18 protein-coding genes and 1 pseudogene are annotated in these 18632 nt (G+C 68.0%); 9 read left to right on the top strand and 10 right to left on the bottom strand.

Going from position 1 to position 18632, the window contains the following annotated elements; genetic code table 11:
- A pseudogene (locus P3H15_RS30065) lies at positions 1 to 188 on the top strand (ABC transporter ATP-binding protein); the annotation flags it as partial.
- Entirely contained in the window at positions 178 to 1509 is a 1332-nt protein-coding gene (locus P3H15_RS30070; RefSeq protein WP_276140564.1) for an NlpC/P60 family protein, read from the top strand. The pseudogene P3H15_RS30065 and the gene P3H15_RS30070, both read left to right, overlap by 11 nt.
- 5 nt (positions 1510 to 1514) lie before the next feature.
- Here the strand turns inward: P3H15_RS30070 and P3H15_RS30075 are convergent, their stop codons facing one another.
- Positions 1515 to 2219 (bottom strand): nitroreductase, encoded by a 705-nt coding sequence (locus P3H15_RS30075; protein ID WP_276140565.1) that lies wholly within the window; start codon positions 2217 to 2219, stop codon positions 1515 to 1517.
- A gap of 217 nt (positions 2220 to 2436) precedes the next feature.
- On the opposite strand from P3H15_RS30075, the gene P3H15_RS30080 reads away from it, so the two are divergent.
- Positions 2437 to 3750, top strand: a complete 1314-nt coding sequence (locus P3H15_RS30080; RefSeq protein WP_276140566.1) for an oxygenase MpaB family protein — start codon at positions 2437 to 2439, stop codon at positions 3748 to 3750.
- 1 nt (position 3751) lies between these two features.
- Positions 3752 to 4903, top strand: coding sequence for a CaiB/BaiF CoA-transferase family protein (locus tag P3H15_RS30085; protein ID WP_276140567.1), 1152 nt, complete (start codon positions 3752 to 3754; stop codon positions 4901 to 4903).
- Positions 4904 to 4966: 63 nt separating this feature from the next.
- On the opposite strand, the gene P3H15_RS30090 is transcribed toward P3H15_RS30085, so the two are convergent.
- The 8 genes from P3H15_RS30090 to P3H15_RS30125 form a co-directional block, all read right to left on the bottom strand.
- Positions 4967 to 6106 (bottom strand): acyl-CoA dehydrogenase family protein, encoded by a 1140-nt coding sequence (locus tag P3H15_RS30090; RefSeq protein WP_276140568.1) that lies wholly within the window; start codon positions 6104 to 6106, stop codon positions 4967 to 4969.
- Between the two features lie 2 nt (positions 6107 to 6108).
- Positions 6109 to 7278, bottom strand: a complete 1170-nt coding sequence (locus tag P3H15_RS30095; RefSeq protein WP_276140569.1) for an acyl-CoA dehydrogenase family protein — start codon at positions 7276 to 7278, stop codon at positions 6109 to 6111.
- A 104-nt stretch (positions 7279 to 7382) separates the two neighbouring features.
- Positions 7383 to 8612, bottom strand: a complete 1230-nt coding sequence (locus P3H15_RS30100) for an allantoate amidohydrolase (protein ID WP_276140570.1) — start codon at positions 8610 to 8612, stop codon at positions 7383 to 7385.
- A gap of 96 nt (positions 8613 to 8708) precedes the next feature.
- Positions 8709 to 10025 (bottom strand): FMN-binding glutamate synthase family protein, encoded by a 1317-nt coding sequence (locus P3H15_RS30105; protein ID WP_005569862.1) that lies wholly within the window; start codon positions 10023 to 10025, stop codon positions 8709 to 8711.
- A 10-nt stretch (positions 10026 to 10035) separates the two neighbouring features.
- Complete coding sequence (locus P3H15_RS30110; protein ID WP_072937025.1) at positions 10036 to 10734, bottom strand: protein glxC; 699 nt, start codon at positions 10732 to 10734, stop codon at positions 10036 to 10038.
- On the bottom strand, positions 10722 to 11618 hold the full coding sequence (locus P3H15_RS30115) for a glutamine amidotransferase family protein (protein ID WP_276140571.1): 897 nt from the start codon (positions 11616 to 11618) through the stop codon (positions 10722 to 10724). Before P3H15_RS30115 ends, P3H15_RS30110 begins: the two co-directional genes overlap by 13 nt.
- 24 nt (positions 11619 to 11642) lie before the next feature.
- The gene (gene glnT, locus P3H15_RS30120; RefSeq protein ID WP_276140572.1) at positions 11643 to 13004 is read right to left on the bottom strand and encodes a type III glutamate--ammonia ligase; all 1362 of its coding nucleotides are present in this window, start codon (positions 13002 to 13004) and stop codon (positions 11643 to 11645) included.
- 45 nt (positions 13005 to 13049) lie between these two features.
- On the bottom strand, positions 13050 to 14243 hold the full coding sequence (locus P3H15_RS30125; protein ID WP_095862091.1) for an FAD-binding oxidoreductase: 1194 nt from the start codon (positions 14241 to 14243) through the stop codon (positions 13050 to 13052).
- A gap of 319 nt (positions 14244 to 14562) precedes the next feature.
- Here P3H15_RS30125 and P3H15_RS30130 point away from each other — a divergent pair, with 319 nt between their 5' ends.
- From P3H15_RS30130 to P3H15_RS30150, 5 genes are read left to right on the top strand one after another with little or no spacing between them, the layout of a single operon-like run.
- Complete coding sequence (locus P3H15_RS30130; RefSeq protein ID WP_276140573.1) at positions 14563 to 14946, top strand: ethanolamine utilization protein; 384 nt, start codon at positions 14563 to 14565, stop codon at positions 14944 to 14946.
- A gap of 6 nt (positions 14947 to 14952) precedes the next feature.
- Positions 14953 to 15483 carry a dimethylamine monooxygenase subunit DmmA family protein gene (locus P3H15_RS30135; protein WP_276140574.1) on the top strand — a complete coding sequence of 177 codons (531 nt, stop codon included), beginning with the start codon at positions 14953 to 14955 and terminating at the stop codon, positions 15481 to 15483.
- Positions 15480 to 16457 carry a PDR/VanB family oxidoreductase gene (locus P3H15_RS30140; protein ID WP_276140575.1) on the top strand — a complete coding sequence of 326 codons (978 nt, stop codon included), beginning with the start codon at positions 15480 to 15482 and terminating at the stop codon, positions 16455 to 16457. The genes P3H15_RS30135 and P3H15_RS30140 overlap by 4 nt, the downstream gene beginning before the upstream one ends.
- Positions 16454 to 17443, top strand: a complete 990-nt coding sequence (locus P3H15_RS30145; RefSeq protein ID WP_276140576.1) for a DUF3445 domain-containing protein — start codon at positions 16454 to 16456, stop codon at positions 17441 to 17443. The genes P3H15_RS30140 and P3H15_RS30145 overlap by 4 nt, the downstream gene beginning before the upstream one ends.
- Positions 17440 to 18015 carry a TetR/AcrR family transcriptional regulator gene (locus tag P3H15_RS30150; protein ID WP_276140577.1) on the top strand — a complete coding sequence of 192 codons (576 nt, stop codon included), beginning with the start codon at positions 17440 to 17442 and terminating at the stop codon, positions 18013 to 18015. Before P3H15_RS30145 ends, P3H15_RS30150 begins: the two co-directional genes overlap by 4 nt.
- Before the next feature lie 43 nt (positions 18016 to 18058).
- Here the strand turns inward: P3H15_RS30150 and P3H15_RS30155 are convergent, their stop codons facing one another.
- Positions 18059 to 18607 carry a HutD family protein gene (locus tag P3H15_RS30155; protein ID WP_276140578.1) on the bottom strand — a complete coding sequence of 183 codons (549 nt, stop codon included), beginning with the start codon at positions 18605 to 18607 and terminating at the stop codon, positions 18059 to 18061.
- Positions 18608 to 18632 lie beyond the last annotated feature (25 nt).

Below are 18632 nucleotides of genomic sequence, written 5' to 3' on the forward strand. Positions count from 1 at the left end.
TGAAGGCGACGCCGGGGATGCCGTTCCGGCAGGCCGTGGCCCGCCGGCAGGAACGGGTCCGGCACATCATGCACACGTTGCCCGAGAGCGCACAGATCGCCATTCAGGAAAGCCTCGACCAGACGTCCGGCGGCTGGTTCTACGAAGAATCCACCGCGCCGCTGGAAGGTGCCGCCGATGTCCGTTGATCCGTCGACGCTGATCGTCGCCGTGGTCGCGGCGGCCGGTGCGTTCGTCCAGGGCATGGACGCGCCACCGGAGGTCGAGGATCAGGCAACGCAGATTCTCGAGTCGTACCCGGCGCCGGCCGTCGACCAGCAGGTGTCCGACGTGATCGCGGCACTGCCCGAACCGGTGCGCGCACCCGCGCAGCAGGCGGTGGACGACGTCACCGCCGCCGCGGCTGCGGCGCTGGAACCGCACCTGCCGGCAGGCGCCCTGGCACCGTCGGCGCCCGAACCCGGGCCGCAGACGCCCGCCGAGCCGGTCGCGCCGCAGTCGGCGCCGGAACCGGAGCCACCGGCACCGGTGTTCCTGTCCAGTCCGCCCGTCCACGACGGTGAGTCCTCGGCAGGCACCAGCACTGTGCTGCAACCGGTTCCGGCGGCCTTTCCCCGCGCGTCGCTGGCCCCGGTCGGCGCGATCGCACTGTTCGCGCCGTGGCTGCGCAAGGCCGGGGCGATCTGCGACGGAATCAAGCCCTCGACATTGGCCGCGCTGTATGCGGCGGAGAACGGGTTCCGGTACGGGCCCACCGCGCCGGTGTCCCCGTCCGGCGCGCTCGGTCCCGGACAGTTCATGCCCGGTACCTGGGCGATCTACGGCAAGGACGCCGACGAGGACGGCGCGGCGGACGTGCTCGGAATCGCCGATCCCGTGATGGCGTCCGGAAATATGCTGTGCGACATGTACGAACAGATCGACGCCTGGAAACAGCAGGGCCGGGTGTCCGGAGACTCGCTCGACCTCACCATCGCGGCATACAACGCCGGGTCCAGTGCCGTCCTGCGATCCGGTGGAATGCCTTCCGGCAGCCCGGACTACGAGAACCAGACCAAACCGTATGTGGCGAAGATCCGGGGCAGCGAGCCGTCCTTCGCCGAACTGCTCGCGCCGCTCATCGGACTGCCCCTGGCCGACGGCGTCGGCGGGCGGGTGGTCGAATCGGCGATCCGCTACCTCGGCCTGCCCTACGTGTGGGGCGGCGGCAACGTCGACGGTCCGTCGGGTGGCGGCTTCGACTGCTCGGGACTGACGTCGTTCGCGGTCCACGCCGCCACCGGCATCACCCTGCCCCGCACGTCCGAGACCCAGTGGAACATCGGGCAGGAGATTCCGATGGACCAGGCCCGGCCGGGCGACCTGCTGTTCGGCAACTGGCAGTCCGGGGGTCCCGGGCACGTCGCCATCTACATCGGCAACGGCCAGATGATCCACGCCCCCACCACGGGTGACGTCGTGCGTATCGCGGACGTCTTTCCCGAGATGAAGGCGCGGCGCATTCTCTGACCCGCTCAGCTCTCCAGCCAGGTCACGACGTCGTCGCTCGACTGCCGCTCCGTCCGGTAGGAGTTGATCGGATGGTCGACGTCGGGGTATCCGAACGAGATCCCGAGCAGCACCAGCCGATCGTCGGGGATGCCGAAGAACTCGCGGATGAAGGGCGCCTGGCTGGCGAGCGCGGCCTGCGGGATCGTGCCGACACCGTGGCTGTGCGCCGCCAGCAGGAAGCTGTTCACGAAGACCCCGCAGTCGACGGCGCCGTACGTCCCGAGCTTGGCCTCGGTGGTGACGACGGCGACGTGAGGCGCGTCGAACAGCTCGAAGTTGCGCATCATCTGCCGGGCGGAGGCGACCCGATCCCCCTTGGCGATGCCCACACTTTCGTACAGCTGCCACCCACTGGCACGCCTGCGCTCTTGGTAGACCCCCTCGTATGCCTCCGGGAACGGGATGTCCGGGTTCTCGGCGGGCGCCTGCCCGACGTGTTCGGTGAGCGCAGCGCGGAAGCGGTTGGTCGCGTCGGCGTCTGCGATGTGGAGGTGCCACGGCTGGGTGTTGCACCACGAGGGTGCTTGCCGGGCGGTCTCGAGGATCGCTGTGATCACCTGCCTCGGCACGGGGTCCGGCAGGTAGCCACGGCAACTCCACCGACTCGCCATGAGTGTGTCCAGGACTTCCTGACTGGTGGTGGCGGGCTCGACCAGGTGTCGTGTCATTACTGTGCGCCTCGTTTCTCGGGTTGTCATGACCACCTGCGAACGAGTTCGGCTCCGAGTTCACAGGGCAACTGGATAAGAACACCATACAGTGCGTGTAGACAAGGTGTTCAGTTTGCCCTACGCTGCTTGTAACGGAGGTCACAGGAATGGGCCGGGGCAGAACTGCCCGACCACCTGTTCGGCCGAATACACGGCTCAGACGTGAGGAGTAGGGATGACTGCCACCACCGAGACACCACGACGCGAGGGTTCCCTCGACGTTCCCGAGGGGCTGCCCCGCGGCATCGATCTCGGCCGGATCAACAACCGGGACACGGCAATCGCCATGTACGGCCGGGAGTTCGCGGAGAAACTGACCGATCACGCACTTCTCGCCGACGACGCCGCGTACCGGGCCATGCTCGACTTCCGCGACAAGTCCACGGGCGCCAACTGGCGCACGTTCGACATCGCGCTCGAGCACGGAATCGATGCGCTGGACAACCCGCCTGCCGGCATAGTGGAGCTGTTCCGTCAGCTCGACCACATCCCCGACTGGGTCGACTTCGACCAGCTCTACCGCGGTGCCGTCGCGTTCTGGCGTGCCGGGCCGATCGTCCCGCCCATCCTCGCCTGGGCCACCATCGCCGGCGGCTTCTCGATGTACAGCGCCACCCGCCCGGTCCTCTTCAGCGGCCGGATGCGCAAGGCCGACCACGTCGGCACCCGTCTCGTGGAGAGCTTCCGCTACGTCGTCGCCGCCTACACTCCCGGCGGCATGGGCCGCTTCGAGGAGGGGTTCCGGCTCACCGCCAAGGTCCGGATGATCCACGCGGCGGTCCGTCACGGTCTGAGCCGGTCGGACGCCTGGGACTGGGCCAACTGGGGCATCCCCATCAACAATCTCGACGGGATGGTCACCCAGGCCGGTCAATTCGGGGTCAAGTTCATCGATGCGGTGCACAGTTCCGGAATCCGTTTCACCGACAGGGAGATCGAAGACATCTTCGCCCTCAGCCGCTACGTCGGCTGGGTGATCGGCGTGCCCGAGGACATCCTGCACACCGGCTACGACGACGCGCGCAGGAAAACGGACTTCCACACCCTCGTCGAACAGCCCGCCGACGACCTGTGCCGCGACGTCGTGCACTCCGTCATCAAGTTCAGCGTCGAGAATCCTCCGGGCGACGTGGAGGTGCTGCCCGCTCCCGTCGCGAAGTTCATGACCACCGACCGTCGCCTCAAGCTCGCCTACGGCATGTTGTCGACCTGGCTGCCCGCCAGTGTCATCAAAGATCTCCACGTCGAGCCCACGCCCTGGCGTTTCGTGCTCCCTGCCGTGAAACCGCTTCTGACACTGTCCAACCGGGTCGGGCGAATTCTGCCGCACGACGACGAGGCCGCCACCTTCCGGATCCTGAAGCAGTTCAACGCCGCCATCGCAGTCCCCGAGTCGGAGAAGGCGAAGGCGGTCGCGAACCCCGACGAGGTGGGAGCCGACGCCGCCGCCAACAAGGGCGGCATGCCCGTCGTCGCGAAGGCGGGCTGACGTGACGGATACGACCACCGCTCCCCTCGCCGGTGTCCGCATCGTCGAACTCGCCGGAATCGGCCCGGGACCGTTCGCCGGAATGATGCTCGCCGACCTGGGCGCGGAGGTGATCTGCGTCGACCGTCCGGGCGGAAACCCCTGGTCCGCAAGCGGTCACGGGGTGATGTTTCGCAGCCGCCGGTCGATCGCGGTGGACCTCAAGTCGTCCGGTGGGGCCGAGATCGTGCGCAGGCTCTGCGCGAGCGCGGACGGAGTCATCGAGACGTTTCGTCCCGGTGTGGCCGAACGCCTCGGTGTCGGCCCCTCCGACTGCATGGCGGTCAACCCCGCGTTGGTATACGGCCGGATGACCGGCTGGGGGCAGGACGGCCCGCTGGCGTCGATGCCCGGGCACGACATCAACTACATCGCGCTCACCGGGGCACTGCACGCGATCGGCCGCCGCGACGAGGCACCGGTCCCGCCGCTCAACCTGGTGGGCGATTTCGGCGGCGGCGGAATGCTTCTCACCGTGGGCATGCTCGCCGGGATCATGTCGGCGCGGTCCACGGGCGTGGGGCGCGTCGTCGACGCGGCGATGATCGACGGCGCGTCGGCGCTGATGGCGATGTTCCACGGACTCCGCGGCGAGGGGACGTTCAGCGAGAACCGCGGAACCCACCTCCTCGATACCGGTGCGTTCTTCTACGACGTGTACCGCACCCGGGACGATCAGTGGGTGAGCATCGGGGCCATCGAGAACCAGTTCTGGCAGGATCTGTGCGACGCACTGGATCTTCCGGACGATTTGCGCCACAACCAGTTCGACACCGGACGGTGGGACGAGTTCCGCGTCGTACTCGGGCGGCGGATCGCCACGTTCGACAGGTCCGAACTCGACGACCTGCTGCTCGGACGCAACACCTGCTACGCCCCCGTCCTGACCCTCGCCGAGGCAGCGGCACATCCGCATCACGTCGCGCGCGGGACGTTCGTCGAGGTCGACGGCGTCGTGCAGGCCGCTCCGGCTCCCCGCTTCGACGGTGCGCCCGCCACCAAGCCGGGACCGCCGCGCAAGCCCGGTGCCGACACGCGTCAGATCCTCGCCGACGCCGGGTACGACCCCGCCGAGATCGACGAGCTTGTCAGCAGTGGTGCTGCCGCAGAATAATTTTCACAATCACGAAGGGGCGGGCCGGGAACAGTGTTTCCCGGCCCGCCCTTCCGTTGCCCGTCACAAGCCCAGTGAGCGACCCACGATCTCGCGCATGATCTGGTTGGTGCCGCCGTAGATCTGCTGGACCCGGGAATCCCGCCACCGCCGGGCCACCTCGTACTCCTCCATGTAGCCGTATCCGCCGTGCAATTGCAGGCACGTGTCCAGGGCCTCGAATTCGAGTTCCGTGGTCCAGAACTTGGCGCCCGCCGCATCCGCCGCGGTGAGCTCACCGTTCCCGTGCGCCTCGAGGCAGCGGTCGAGGAAGACGCGGGCGATCTGGACCTTCGTCGACAGCTCGGCCAACGTGAACCGGTTCGCCTGGAAACTCCCGATCGGACTGCCGAAGGCCCGCCGCTCCTTCGCGTACGACAGCGCGAGGTCGAGGGCGTGCTCGGCGCTCGCCACGGCGACGACGGCCATCGACAGCCGCTCCTGCGCGAGGTTCGCCATCAGATAGCGCAGACCCTTGCCCGGCTCGCCGAGCACGTTCTCCGGCTGCACCTCCACGTTCTGGAAGAACAGTTCGGCCGTGTCCTGCGCCTTGCGTCCGATCTTCGACAGCTTGCGTCCGCGTTCGAAACCCTCCTGTCCGGTCTCGACGACGAACAGGCCGAAGCCGCCGCCGTCCTCGTCGGGGATCCGGGCGGCGACGATCACGAGGTCGGCCTGCATGCCGCTGGTCACGAACGTCTTCGATCCCGTGATCCGCCAACCGGATCCGTCCCGGCGCGCGGTCGTCTTGATCGCGCGCAGATCCGATCCGGTGCCCGGCTCGGACATCGAGACGGCGATCGTGCGCTCACCGCTCACGATGTCGGGCAGCCAGCGTTTCTGCTGCCCCTCGTCGGCGAGGTCGAGGAAGTACGGGAGGACGATGTCGTTGGTGAGCGAGAACCCGTCACCCACCGTGCCGGTCCGGACGACCTCCTCGTTCAGTACCGCGTTGAACCGGAAGTCGCGCAGGCCGCCGCCCCCGAATTCCTCGGGTGCGGCGAATCCCACCAGACCCTGCGCCGCCGCCCGGCGCCAGAAGTCGCGGTCGACCATGCCCGCCTCTTCCCACTCGTCCGAGTGGGGCACCGCCTCCTTGATCAGGAAGGCGCGGACGGACTGACGGAACTGCTCGTGTTCGGGCTCGAAAATGGTGCGCTTCACGGTCACAGGCCCATCGATCGGCCGATGATTTCCCGCATGACCTCGCTCGTGCCGCCGTAGATGCGTCCGATCCGGGCATCGACGTACGCGCGGGCGATGGGGTACTCGGTCATGTAGCCGTAGCCGCCGAACAGTTGCAGGCAGCGGTCCGTGGCAGTGCCCTGCAGTTCGGATGCCGCGAGCTTGGCCATCGCCGCGCGTTCGGGCGTCAAGGTGCCGGCGACGAGTTCGGCGACGCAGCTGTCGACGAACGCCTGCATCACCTCGACCTCGGTCTTGATGCTCGCGAGCACGAACCGGGTGTTCTGGTAGCTGCCCACGGCGCGCCCGAACACGCGTCGTTCCTGCACGTATTCGATCGCCCACTCCAGGGCCTGCGCTGCGGACGCCACGCTCGCCACGGCGATCGTCATCCGTTCCTGCGCCAGATTGGAGACCAGCGACCGGAAGCCGCTACCGGGCGTGCCGAGCAGGTTCGCCGCGGGAACACGCGCGTTGTCGAAGAACAACTCCGCGGTGTCCTGCGCGTGCATGCCGATCTTCTCGAGGTTGCGGCCCCGCTCAAAGCCGGGAGTGTCCCGCTCGACGACGATCAGCGACAGGCCACCGTGCCGGTCCGTGTCCCGCTCGGTGCGGGCCGCGACGATGACCAGGTCGGCGTTGTGGCCGTTGGAGATGAACGTCTTACTGCCGTTCAGGACATAGTGGTCGCCGTCGAGGGCGGCTGTGGTGCCGATACCTGCAAGATCCGAACCGGTGCCGGGCTCGGTCATCGCGATCGCCGCGATCAGCTCACCCGACGCCAGCCCGGGCAGCCAGCGCGCGCGCTGTTCGTCATTCGCGTAGGCGAGGAAGTAGGGCACACAGATGTCGTTGTGGAGATTGATGCCCACCGAGACGGTGCCGGTGCGGGCGATTTCCTCCGCGATCACCGCGTTGAAGCGGAAGTCGGACACCCCGCCGCCGCCGTACTCCGCGGGAATCTCCATGCCGAGAAATCCGAGGTCGCCGGCTTCGCGGAACACCTTGCGAGGCACGATGCCGTCGCGCTCCCACTGCGCGTATTGCGGCACCACTCGCGATTCCAGGAAGGACCGGAAGCTGTCGCGGAAGGCTTCGTGTTCGTCGTCATACAGGGCGCGGCGGGTGCGCGTGGTCTTGTCATTGCTCATGACCAGCATCGTACAAGCGATCCATACACTGTGTATAGCCTCAATGTATGCCCCGACGTGAGTGGCAAAGAGTGCCCCGCCACGCTTTGCCACTCACCTAGGGGTCAGGTGCCGGTCACCCAGTCGGCCATCACGTCCGCCAGCGCTTCCGCGCCCCGATTGCAGTCGTCGGCTTCGGCGAACTCGTCGGGAGAGTGCGACACCCCGGTCGGGTTGCGGACGAACATCATCGCGGTGGGCACCTTCGCCGACAGGATCCCCGCGTCGTGACCGGCAGCGGTCGGGAGGACGGGGATGTCGCCGAGGTGAGCGAGGGACCGGCGCAGTCGCTCCCGGGTGTCGTGCGGGAACTCGACGATCGGTGTGACCGATTCGGCGTCGACCTCGAGACCGATGCCGTCGGCGGCCGCGTAGGCCTGCGCCTCGGCGGTGATCTGCTGCACCAGTTTCGTCAGCGTCTCCTCGTCGGCGGCCCGGGCGTCGAGCCACGCCCGCACCTCCGACGGAATGGCATTGGCACCGTTGGGAAGTACCCGAACCTTGCCGAACGTGGCGACCGCCTCGTGCAGCGCCGCGGCGGACCGTGCGGTGTGGACCGAGGACGCGAACGCGAGCATCGGGTCGCGGCGGTCGACGAGCCGGGTGGCGCCTGCGTGGTTGGCCTCACCGGAGAACACGAACTGCCACCGGCCGTGCGGCCAGATCGACGAGGCCACGGCGATGGGGCTGTCGATCAGGTCGAGGGCGCGCCCCTGCTCGACGTGCAGTTCCACGTACACGCCGACGCGGTCGACGAGGTCGGGGTCCTCGCCGAGATGGTGCGGGTCGCGGCCGGCGGAGATCAGTGCCTCGCCGAGGCTGATGCCGTCGCTGTCCCGCAGGGCCAGGGCACGGGCGGGTGTCACCGCCCCGGTGGACAGTTGCGAGCCGACGCAGGCGACACCGAACCGGGCACCCTCCTCGTCCGAGAACGCCGTGACCGCCACCGGACGCGTCGGCACGATCCCCCGTTCCCGCACGAGGTCGATCGCCGCGAACGCCGACACGACCCCAAGGGGTCCGTCGTAGGCGCCGCCGTCGGGCACGGAGTCGAGGTGCGATCCGGTGACGAAACTGTCGCGGGGATCACCCGACCATCCGTCGGGCATCCACCAGGCCCACAGGTTGCCGTTGCGGTCTTCCTCGACGCTCATCCCCCGCTGCCGGGCGCAGTCGCCGAACCATTCGCGCAGCGTCATGTCGGCGTCGTTCCACGCGAAGCGGCGGTACCCGCGCGTCGACTTGTGCTGACCGACATCGAGAATGGTCGCCCACAGCGAATCGAACGAAGTCATGTTTTGGGTCCTCTACTCGTAGAAATAGGCGCTTCGCGCCCGTGCGTGGTTAACGAGTCTCTGGACTCCTTAAGCACGCACGGGCGGCGAAGCCGCCTACAGGGCGCCCGGAATCCAGGTGGTTCCAGCGAGGGGCACGCGGGCCATGGCGGATGCCTCGACAGTGAGGGCGACGAGGTCCTCGGGTTCGAGGTTGCGCAGGTGCGACTTGCCGCAGGCGCGGGCCAGGGTCTGCGCCTCCATGGTGAGCACCCGCAGGTAGTTGGCGAGCCGGCGTCCGCCCTCGACGGGGTCGAGGTTCTTCGACAGTTCCGGGTCCTGGGTGGTGATCCCCGCGGGGTCCTTGCCGGCCTGGAAGTCGTCGTAGAACCCGGCCGCGGAGCCGAGTTCCTCGTACTGCTTCGCGTAACGGGGACTGTTGTCGCCCAACGCGATCAGGGCGGCGGTGCCGATCGCGACGGCGTCCGCCCCGAGCGCCATCGCCTTCGCGACGTCGGCGCCACTCCGGATCCCACCGGACACGATGAGCTGCACCTTCCTGTGGACGCCGAGCTCCTGCAGCGCCTGGACCGCCTGCGGGATCGCAGCGAGAGTGGGGATGCCGACGTGCTCGATGAACACGTCCTGGGTGGCGGCGGTGCCGCCCTGCATGCCGTCGACGACGACGACGTCGGCCCCGGCCTTCACGGCGAGTTTCACGTCGTAGTAGGTACGGGTGGCACCGACCTTGATGTAGATCGGCTTCTCCCAGTTGGTGATCTCGCGCAGTTCGATGATCTTGATCGCGAGGTCATCGGGACCGGTCCAGTCGGGGTGCCTGCATGCCGACCGCTGGTCGACCCCCATGGGGAGGGTGCGCATCCCGGCGACGCGTTCGGTGATCTTCTGCCCCAGCAGCATTCCGCCGCCACCCGGCTTGGCGCCCTGCCCGAGGACGATCTCGATGGCGTCGGCCTTGCGCAGGTCGTCCGGGTTCATCCCGTACCGCGACGGCAGGTACTGGTAGACGAGATTCTTCGACTGTCCCCGCTCCTCCGGGGTCATGCCGCCGTCACCGGTGGTGGTGGACGTGCCGACCTCGCTGGCGCCGCGGCCGAGGGCTTCCTTCGCCTGCCCGGACAGCGCACCGAAGCTCATGCCGGCGATGGTGATCGGGATGTCGAGGTGCAGTGGGAACTTCGCATTGCGGTCGCCGAGCACGACGTCCGTGTCGCACTTTTCGCGGTACCCCTCGAGCGGGTACCGCGACATCGACGCCCCGAGGAACAGCAGGTCGTCGAAGTGGGGCAGCTTTCGCTTGGCGCCCCAGCCGCGGATGTCGTAGATGCCGGTCTCGGCGGCCCGCTGGATCTCGGAGATGACGCCGCGGTCGAAGGTCGCCGATTCGCGCAGGGCCGGGTTCGGGGTGTTCATGGCGGTTCTCCTAGTAGGCGCTGGCGTTGTCGACGTGGAAGTTGTAGAGCTTGCGGGCGGAGCCGTAGCGGGTGAACTCGGACGGGTCGGCGTCGAAACCGGCCTGATCCAGCAGATCCCGCAGTTCCGTCAGGTGCTCTTCGCGCATCTCCTTCTTGATGCAGTCGGCGCCGAGGGAGGCGACGGTGCCGCGGACGTAGATGCGGGCCTCGTACAGCGAGTCGCCGAGGGCCTCGCCGGCGTCGCCGAGGACGACGAGCCGGCCGGCCTGGCCCATGAACGCGGACATGTGGCCGATGTTGCCGCCGACGACGATGTCGACGCCCTTCATCGAGATGCCGCAGCGCGCGGCGGCATTGCCGTCGATCACGAGCAACCCGCCGTGGGCGGTCGCGCCGGCGGACTGCGACGCGTCGCCCTTGACGTGCACCGTCCCCGACATCATGTTCTCGGCGACCCCGACGCCGGCGTTGCCGGTCACGGTCACGGTGGCCTGCTGGTTCATGCCGGCGCAGTAGTAGCCGACGTGCCCCTCGATCGTGACGTCGATGTCCGAGTCGAGGCCGCAGGCGAGGGCGTGCGCACCCTGGGGGCCGGTGACGGTGACCGTCCGCGGCGCCTCCGGCGAGGTGAGCCGCTCGTTGACGGCCCGGGTGCTCGACGACGCGAGGTCCAGGACAGTTGCTTCGGTGGTGGCTACCGGTGCCATACGTACACCTCTTCTGGTTCGGGCTCGAAGATTCGGGCGTTCTCGACGCCGGGCAGGTTCGCCAGGGCGCGGTATTCGGAGGCCATCGCGACCCACTGGTCGGTCTCGGCGATGACGGCGGGCTTGCAGGAGATGGCGTCGCGGACCACGGCGAACGAGTCGGCGGTCGAGACGAGGAGGGTGTAGAAGCCGTCGAACGTCTCGTTGAGCATGAGCAGCGCCTTCTCCAGGTCGACGCCCTCGGCGAGTTGCTTGGCGACGAACCGCGCCCCGACCTCGGTGTCGTTGGCGCTGTCGAACACGACGCCGTCGCGTTCGAGCTGGTGCTTGATGCTCATGTGGTTCGAGAAGGACCCGTTGTGCACCAGGCACTCGTCGGGGCCGACGGAGAACGGGTGCGAACCCTCGGCGGTGACGGCGGATTCGGTGGCCATCCGAGTGTGGGCGACGCCCTGCCATCCGGTGGCGGCGGGCAGCCCGAACCGGTTCGCCAGGTCGACGGGGTTCCCGACGCCCTTGAGGACGGTGAGATCGTTTCCGAAGCCGATGACCCGTGCCGTGGGGACGAGGCTGCGCACGGCCGCCGCGAGATCCTCCGCGCCGACGACGCCGTGCAGGATCGTGGTCGGGTCCAGGTCGAGTCCGGTGATGGTCGTGTCGAGGGTGGACGACAGCGTCGCGGCGAGATCCGCTGCGGCGATGGGGCAGTCGAGCAGTGAGACCGTCGACTCCCCCTCCGGCGACCAGGTCCGGTCGCCGTAGATGGCCATGCCGGCGGAATCGGGGCCGCGGTCGCACATCTGCGCGAGCATGTCGGTGAGCAGGGCGCCGAGTTGTGGGTAGAGGGACGGCTCACGCAGGTGAAGTCCGACGATTCCACACATGGATGTCTCCTTTCGGGAGGTCGTTCAGAACGCTGTCAGGTAGTGGTCGAGTTCCCAGGGGGAAACGGTGTTGTGCCAGGCGAAGAATTCCTCGCGCTTGAGTTTCGCGAAGTACTCGGCGACGCCGGGGCCCGCGACGTCGAGGGCGCCCGTCACGATCGGATCCGATTCCAGTGCGTCCATGGCGTGAAGCAGCGTCATCGGCAGCATGTCGCTGGGGCTGTCGCCGGATCCGGGTGTGCCGGGGTCGAGGTCGCGGGCGATGCCGTCCAGTCCGGCGGCGATCGCGGTGGCGGCCGCGAGGTACGGGTTGGCGGAGCCGTCGCCGCCGCGCAGTTCCACCCGGTTCTTGTCCGGCACCCGCAGATAGTGGGTGCGGTCGTTGCCGCCGTACGTGGCGTACCGCGGCGACCAGGTGGCGCCGCTGCTGGTCGAGGTGGCACCGGTTCGCTTGTAGGAGTTGACGGTCGGGGCGATCACGCCCTGCAGAGCGCACGCATGCTCCAGAATGCCGGCGATGAACGCGTACGCAGTCTTGGACAGTCCGAGCCCCTTGGGGTCGTCACCGTCCGGGAACACCGAACCGCCGTCGTTCCACAGCGACAGGTGCAGGTGCATGCCCGATCCGGTGCGGTCGGAGAACGGCTTGGGCATGAACGTGGCCTTCATGCCCCGCTTCTCGGCGATCACCGACAACAGGTACCGGGCGGTGATCACCCGGTCCGAGGTGGTCATCGCGTCGGCGTAGTCGAAATTCTGCTCGAACTGCCCGTTGCCGTCCTCGTGGTCGTTGGCGTAGTTGCCCCACCCGAGCGTGTTCATGGCCTGCGACACCTCGGCGAGGTGGTCGTACATCCGGGTGACGTCGCGGGCGTCGTAACACGGCTGACGGCTGACGTCGTCGGTGTCCGCGGTGGTGAGGGGACCGTCGCCGGTGCGGTTGACGAGGAAGTACTCGATCTCCGCCCCGACGTTGACGGACAGGCCGAGGTCGGCCGCCTTCTTCAGCGTCTCCTTCAGGATCACCCGCGGCGCATACGGCCACGGCGTGCCCTCCACGTGGGGGTCGCAGTGCACGATCGCGAGTCCGGGCTTCACGAACGGGATCGGCGTGAACGACGAGACATCGGGTACGGCAACGAGATCGGAGTCTTTGGGTTCCTGCCCCATGTGGCCGGCCGCGTAGCCGGCGAAGCCCACGCCGTCGTCCTGAAGTTGCTCGACGGCCTCGATCGGGACGAGTTTGGCGCACGGCTTTCCGGACAGGGTGACGAACAGGGCGAGGATGAAGGTGGTTCCGGTGGCCCGGGCCACCTCGGACAAGGTCTGCGGTGGGGATGTCACGATGTTCTGCGCGGTGAACGCGTCAGCAGTGTCGACAGCCATGGGGAGCTCCTGAACTGGTGGTCTACGGGTGAGGTGGTCTGTGGGTCAGCGCATCTCGCCGGCGCCCTCGTAGGGGTGCAGGCTGAAGAGGAGGTCGCCCTCCTCGAAGCGCGAGTAGCGGAAGTCGGACGGCTCGACGTTCGGGAGGGTGGTCTTGCCGTCGTCGAGCAGCATGTCGGCGACGAGGCGCCCGACCGCGGGTGAGATCTTGAAACCGTGACCGGAGAACCCGGTGGCCAGGAACAGCCCGTCGACGGGTGCGGGCCCGATGATCGGGTTGTAGTCGGGGGTGACGTCGTACGCCCCGACGTACGAGGACGTGATGCGCGGGTCCGGCATGTCCGGCAGCCGGTTGCCCAGCTTCATGATGTTCTTCTCGATGGTGCTGTCGTCCGCGCGGTTGCTGTACTTGTCGGGGTCGATGTATTCGGGTGCGGCATGGTCGCTGTTTCCGACGAGCAGTTCGCCGTTGGGTTCGCGGCAGATGTACTGCAGTCCGGCGAGGTCCGACAGCACCGGCACCTCCGGCGTCGGAACTCCCTGGTCGATCAGGACGAGTTGCGCGCGTTGGGCTTTCACCGGGATGTCGACGCCGACTCCGGCACCGAGTTCGGGCGCCCACGGGCCGGTCGCGAGGATCACGTGCTCGGCGTGCACCTCGTCGCCGTTACCCAGGGTCACGCCGTAGACGCGGCCGTCGGCGTTCTGCAGCAGCGACGCCACCGGCGTGCTCTGGCGGATCGTGACGCCCAGCTTACGGGCGGACGCGCCGAACGCCATGCCGGCCATGTACGCCTCGCCGCGGCCACCGAGGGGCTCGTAGGCGAAGGCGGCGAAGTCGTCGAGGTGCAGCCCCGGCCACAGCTCGGCCATCTTGTCGTGGCCGATGTAGTCGACGTCGATGCCGAGGCCCTGCATCATCGCGACGTTCGCCTTCAGTGGGTCGATGTTGTTCTCGCCGACGCCGACGACGTACCCGCACTGACGGAACGCCATGTCGTCGCCGAAGATCTCGGTGGCCCGGGTGAAGATGTCGACGCCGTACCAGGACATCGCCGCCAGCGACGGCGTCCCGTAGTGGCACCGGACCACACCGGACGACTTGCCGGTCATGCCCGAGCACAAGGTGTCGCGCTCGAGGACCAGGACGTCGGTCTCGCCTCGGTCCGCGAGCGACCACGCGATGGCGAGACCCTCGAGTCCTCCACCGACGATCACGAACTTTGCTGTCTCTGTCACGTTGCTTCCTTCATTCGGCCGGACGGTCGGGCTCTGGTGGCTTGAGTAGCGGTTTGTTTCATGTCATGAATCGCTGTTGTTCACTATGAAACAGTTCTACTATGTCCATCGCGTTACGGCAATGTTGTGGCCGAATCACCAAAATCTCCCTCCCAACCGAGGCTTCGGCAGGATAATGCGGTCCTGAACTGCACACTTTCCGGATCACCGACGAGATTTACGCCGTGGAAATATGCGATGTGGTTTCCTGTTGCTACCCCGAGTTTCACGAAGGGGATTCGCTCTTCAGCACCCTCCATCGCCTCTCACAGGAGACTCCATGACCACGACCGACAAGCCCACCGCCGTCCCGTTCCGCGTCACCGCCGGATTCCACGAGAACCTGCCGCAGATGCCGGTCGCGGAGTACCCGGGCACCAAGGGGTACATCGACGACGTCTTCGCCAACCCGGACGGCTCCGAGATGTCGGCCGGCTACTTCGAACTCCGGCGCACCGACGCCCCGCTCGACTACTACTACGCGTACGACGAGATGAAGGTCGTCCTCGAAGGCGAGTTCACCCTGGAGAACCTCGACACCGGCCAGGTCGAGGTCGCGAAGGCGAAGGATGCGATCTTCTTCCCCAAGGGGTCGCGCATCCGCTTCACCACCCCCGACCGCGCGCTGGCCTACTTCGTCGGCCACCGTTCCTTCGCACCCTGATCTGCGATGGCCGTCTCGATGAGGTCGACGAGCGTCCCACGGTGGCGGTCCGACTACTCGGCCGTCGACGACCTGGCGGCAGGCGCTCTCGTCACCTGCTACGTGCTCGTCTCGGACGGTTCGGTCGGCGCTCGGGTGCTGCGCGAACTGTCCGAGCGGGTCGCCCCTGTACCGACTCGCACGCTGGCCGTCGAGAACGTCGACGGATCCGGGTTCGACGACCTGCTGTCCGAAGCGCGCATCGGATGGCGATTCGTGGTGGCGGGTTCCGAGCGGACGGTGGGGGCGGTGCGCTCCCACCTGATCTCCGCGGGCGCGCTGCCCGCGGAGATCGCCGCCGTGATCAGCGACGGGGACACCGGGGTGCGCGACGTGTACTGCGCGCACTGCCACACGACGTCGCCGAACGTCCCGGTGGCCGTGGGCGGGCAGACGCCGTGCACGGGGTGTTCCGAAGAGCTGACCGTCTACTACCACTTCTCCCGGCGCCACAGCGCGTACCTGGGTTACCGAGCAGACGCGGAGGAACTGCCATGACCATGGTGCTCGAAACGGTTGCGGGCGACGGTGTTACCGGCGCGCTCGCCCTGACGGTGCGCGAGGTCCGACTACTGTGCCCGGGTGTCCGGCACGTCGTGCTCGCGGACCCGGGCGGCCGCGCCCTGCCGACGTTCACCCCGGGCAGTCATATCGCGGTGAACTGGTCCGAGGGCAGGCACAACTCGTACTCGCTGACGGGGCCGTCGATCGAGCCGGACCACTACGCGATCTCGGTCCGGCTCGACGAGAACGGCCACGGCGGTTCGCGCTGGATCCACGAGCTCCAGCCGGGGCAGACCGTCCGGGTGAGCCGCCCGCGCAGCGCGTTCGCGCCGATCCTCAACGCCCGGCACCACATCCTGGTCGCGGGCGGGATCGGCGTCACGCCGATCCTGTCGCACGTGCGGGCCGCCCTCGAATGGGGTCGGTCGTTCGAGGTGATCTACTCCTTCCGCGACAGTCAGGGGGCGCACGCCGACGAACTGGCGGCGCTGTGCGGCGACCGGCTCGTCACGGTGTCCACCCCCGGGGAACTCGCGGACCGCCTCGTCCCGACACTGGCCGATCAACCACTCGGCACCCACGTCTACACCTGCGGACCCGCGCCGATGATCGCCGCGGTCGCCGAGTGGGCCCGCGACTGCGGCTGGCCGCCCGGCCGGGTGCACTCGGAGGCATTCGGCGCGGGCCCGCTGCCCGAAGGAAACCCGTTCGCCGCCAAGCTCGGACGCACCGGGATGATCGTCCCCGTTCCCTCGGGCACCAGCCTTCTCGAAGCCCTGCTGGACAAGGGAATCACCGTCCCGAACCTGTGCCGCCAGGGAGTGTGCGGCGAATGCCGGCTGTCGGTCCGCGGCGGCGAGGTCGAGCACCGCGACCTGTACCTCACCGACGAGGAGAAGGCGTCCGGAGATTCGATCATGCCGTGCGTGTCACGGGCCGTAGGAGACCGATTGGAGCTGGAACTGTGACCTCGACCGACTCGCGTACCGCGCGTTTCCCCTTCCCCTTTCCCCGCGACCAGTACCGCTACAGCACCAACGTCGAGCCCGCCGGGAACCCCACCGACACCGTCGCCGGCAGCTGGGGTGACACCCGCATCGCCATCGACGACCACTACCACCGCGAACTCGCCGAGCGCGAACGCATCCTCACCGCGGACCCGTCGCGGCACCAGTGCCTGCCGCACATGGTCCCCGCCGCGTGGGACGCCATGCTCACCCTGATGCGCACCCTCGCCGGCGAATACCCCGACACCATGACCCTCGAACGTCGCGGGGACACCTGGTTCTGGCGGAACGACCTCCTCGGTATCGCGCACAGCTTCGTGTTCGGCGACCTCACCACGCTGCCGGCGCCGCCGCTGGTGTACATCTGCGGCCAGATCCAGGAAGACGTCGTGCTCCTCGATCAGCGCGAGGGCGCATTGTGGGGCGACGCCGGACTGGTGACGTTCGCCGCGGACTGGTCCTTCGGATTCGACGTCGGTATGAGCTTCCTCGAGATCCACGGCCCCGTCCCCCGTATCCACACCGAGAAGATCATCACCCGCGCCCACAACTTCCTGATGCGGCTCGAACCCGGCCAGAGCTACCGGCGCACCAACTGGACGCTGACCGTCGACGGCACACTCGACACGTCCACCGAGACCTATCCGGAGTGGGGGAAGGACCGTCGCACCCTCGCCGACGGACCGCTCGACGAGGTCGGCGACCGACTGTTCCTGAGAACCGAAGTGCAGCACCTGATCCGGCTCGCCCACTCCGGCGCCGTCATGTTCCTCATCCGCACCTACCTGCTCCCGCTCCGCGACGTCGCGTCCGTCCCCGAGTGGGGTGCACGGCTGTACAAGGTCCTCGAGGACCTTCCGGTGGACATGGCCGAATACAAGGGCATCAGCCGCACCCGCGAGCCCGGAATGAGATGGCTTGCCGCCCACGGGGATGTGGAACTGTGACGCTGGCTGACGGGCGACGGCGGGCAGTCCCCTGCAGCGATCAGGTGGCTCTCGACCTCGTCCTCGCGACAGTCTCCGTGATCGCCCGCGACGGTCTGCGCGGTCTGACGGTCCGGGCCGTCGCCGCGGAGGCGGGCATCACGGACGCGGAGGTCCGGCAGAGTTTCGCGTCGACGGATGCCCTCGTCGACGCCGCACTCCGGTATGCGCTGGACAAGAGCGCGAGCGTCTTCGCCGACATCGCCGACGGGTCGTCACTCGACCATTTCGTCGAGCACCTCACGGACCTCGTCGCCCGCGACCCCGACCTGCAGGTCTTCCAGTACGAGCTGATGCTCGAATCGCGGCGGACACCCCGCCTCGACCCACATGTGAAGCTGCTGTACGCCACGTACATCGAGGCGACGTCCCAGGCACTGACCCGCCTGGGCATCACCGCCGACGAAGACCTGACCCTGCTGGTGTACTCGGCGATCGAGGGCTTCATCATGCACCAGCTCGTCGCGAAGGATCGTCCCGCGACCGAACGCGCGATCGAGCGCCTGCGCCGGATTCTCTCGACCGCGCGGTGACCCCCAGGTGAGTGACAAAGTGTGCCCCGGCACGCTTTGCCGCTCACCTGGGGAGGATCTGGGCGAGAACGACCGACGCCGGTCCGGACAGGTGGACGGACCCCTGTTCGACGAGCAGGCAGTCGCCGGGTTCGAGAGGCCCGAGGTCCGTCGTGACGCCTCCGCTCAGGACCAGCAGGAGGACGGCCACCCGCCCGTCCGCGGCTGTCTCGTGCGCCGTTCCGATCTCGACGATGTCCACCGAGGCGGCAGTCGTGGACCGGTGGACCATCACGTTGAACGCCTCGGTCGCCCCGGCCGCCTCGCAGGCGGGGCCGTCCTCACCCGCGAACGGGGTCGGGCTGAGACGGGCAATCATGGCCGGGCCACCGCCGAAGTCGAGCGACACCGGATGGTCGCCGATCACCGTGAAGATGCGGTCCACCTCGGGGAACGGCGAGAACGTCGAACACCCGTCGAGCGTCGCGACGCTGAACCGCCACCGGGACGCGGCACCGGTGGCGATTTCCGCGGTCGTCCCCGCGCCGTTGGCCCACCGGGTGACGCGACGATCCGCGCGACGGATGAGGCGTGCCTCGCGAGCTGTTGTCACCAGTCCTCCTCACTCATGAAGTCTA

It is taken from the genome of Rhodococcus sp. T2V (assembly GCF_029269925.1).
GTDB classification, from domain to species: Bacteria; Actinomycetota; Actinomycetes; order Mycobacteriales; family Mycobacteriaceae; genus Rhodococcus_F; species Rhodococcus_F koreensis.

Excerpts from the sequence above, each read along its gene's own strand:
- P3H15_RS30100 (WP_276140570.1), bottom strand. The coding sequence starts at position 8,612 with ATGACTTCGTTCGATTCGCTGTGGGCGACCATTCTCGATGTCGGTCAG.
- P3H15_RS30140 (WP_276140575.1), top strand. The coding sequence starts at position 15,480 with ATGACCATGGTGCTCGAAACGGTTGCGGGCGACGGTGTTACCGGCGCG.
- P3H15_RS30110 (WP_072937025.1), bottom strand. The coding sequence starts at position 10,734 with ATGGCACCGGTAGCCACCACCGAAGCAACTGTCCTGGACCTCGCGTCG.
- P3H15_RS30095 (WP_276140569.1), bottom strand. The coding sequence starts at position 7,278 with ATGAGCAATGACAAGACCACGCGCACCCGCCGCGCCCTGTATGACGAC.
- P3H15_RS30130 (WP_276140573.1), top strand. The coding sequence starts at position 14,563 with ATGACCACGACCGACAAGCCCACCGCCGTCCCGTTCCGCGTCACCGCC.
- P3H15_RS30070 (WP_276140564.1), top strand. The coding sequence starts at position 178 with ATGTCCGTTGATCCGTCGACGCTGATCGTCGCCGTGGTCGCGGCGGCC.
- P3H15_RS30135 (WP_276140574.1), top strand. The coding sequence starts at position 14,953 with ATGGCCGTCTCGATGAGGTCGACGAGCGTCCCACGGTGGCGGTCCGAC.
- P3H15_RS30080 (WP_276140566.1), top strand. The coding sequence starts at position 2,437 with ATGACTGCCACCACCGAGACACCACGACGCGAGGGTTCCCTCGACGTT.
- P3H15_RS30105 (WP_005569862.1), bottom strand. The coding sequence starts at position 10,025 with ATGAACACCCCGAACCCGGCCCTGCGCGAATCGGCGACCTTCGACCGC.
- glnT (WP_276140572.1), bottom strand. The coding sequence starts at position 13,004 with ATGGCTGTCGACACTGCTGACGCGTTCACCGCGCAGAACATCGTGACA.
- P3H15_RS30115 (WP_276140571.1), bottom strand. The coding sequence starts at position 11,618 with ATGTGTGGAATCGTCGGACTTCACCTGCGTGAGCCGTCCCTCTACCCA.
- P3H15_RS30075 (WP_276140565.1), bottom strand. The coding sequence starts at position 2,219 with ATGACACGACACCTGGTCGAGCCCGCCACCACCAGTCAGGAAGTCCTG.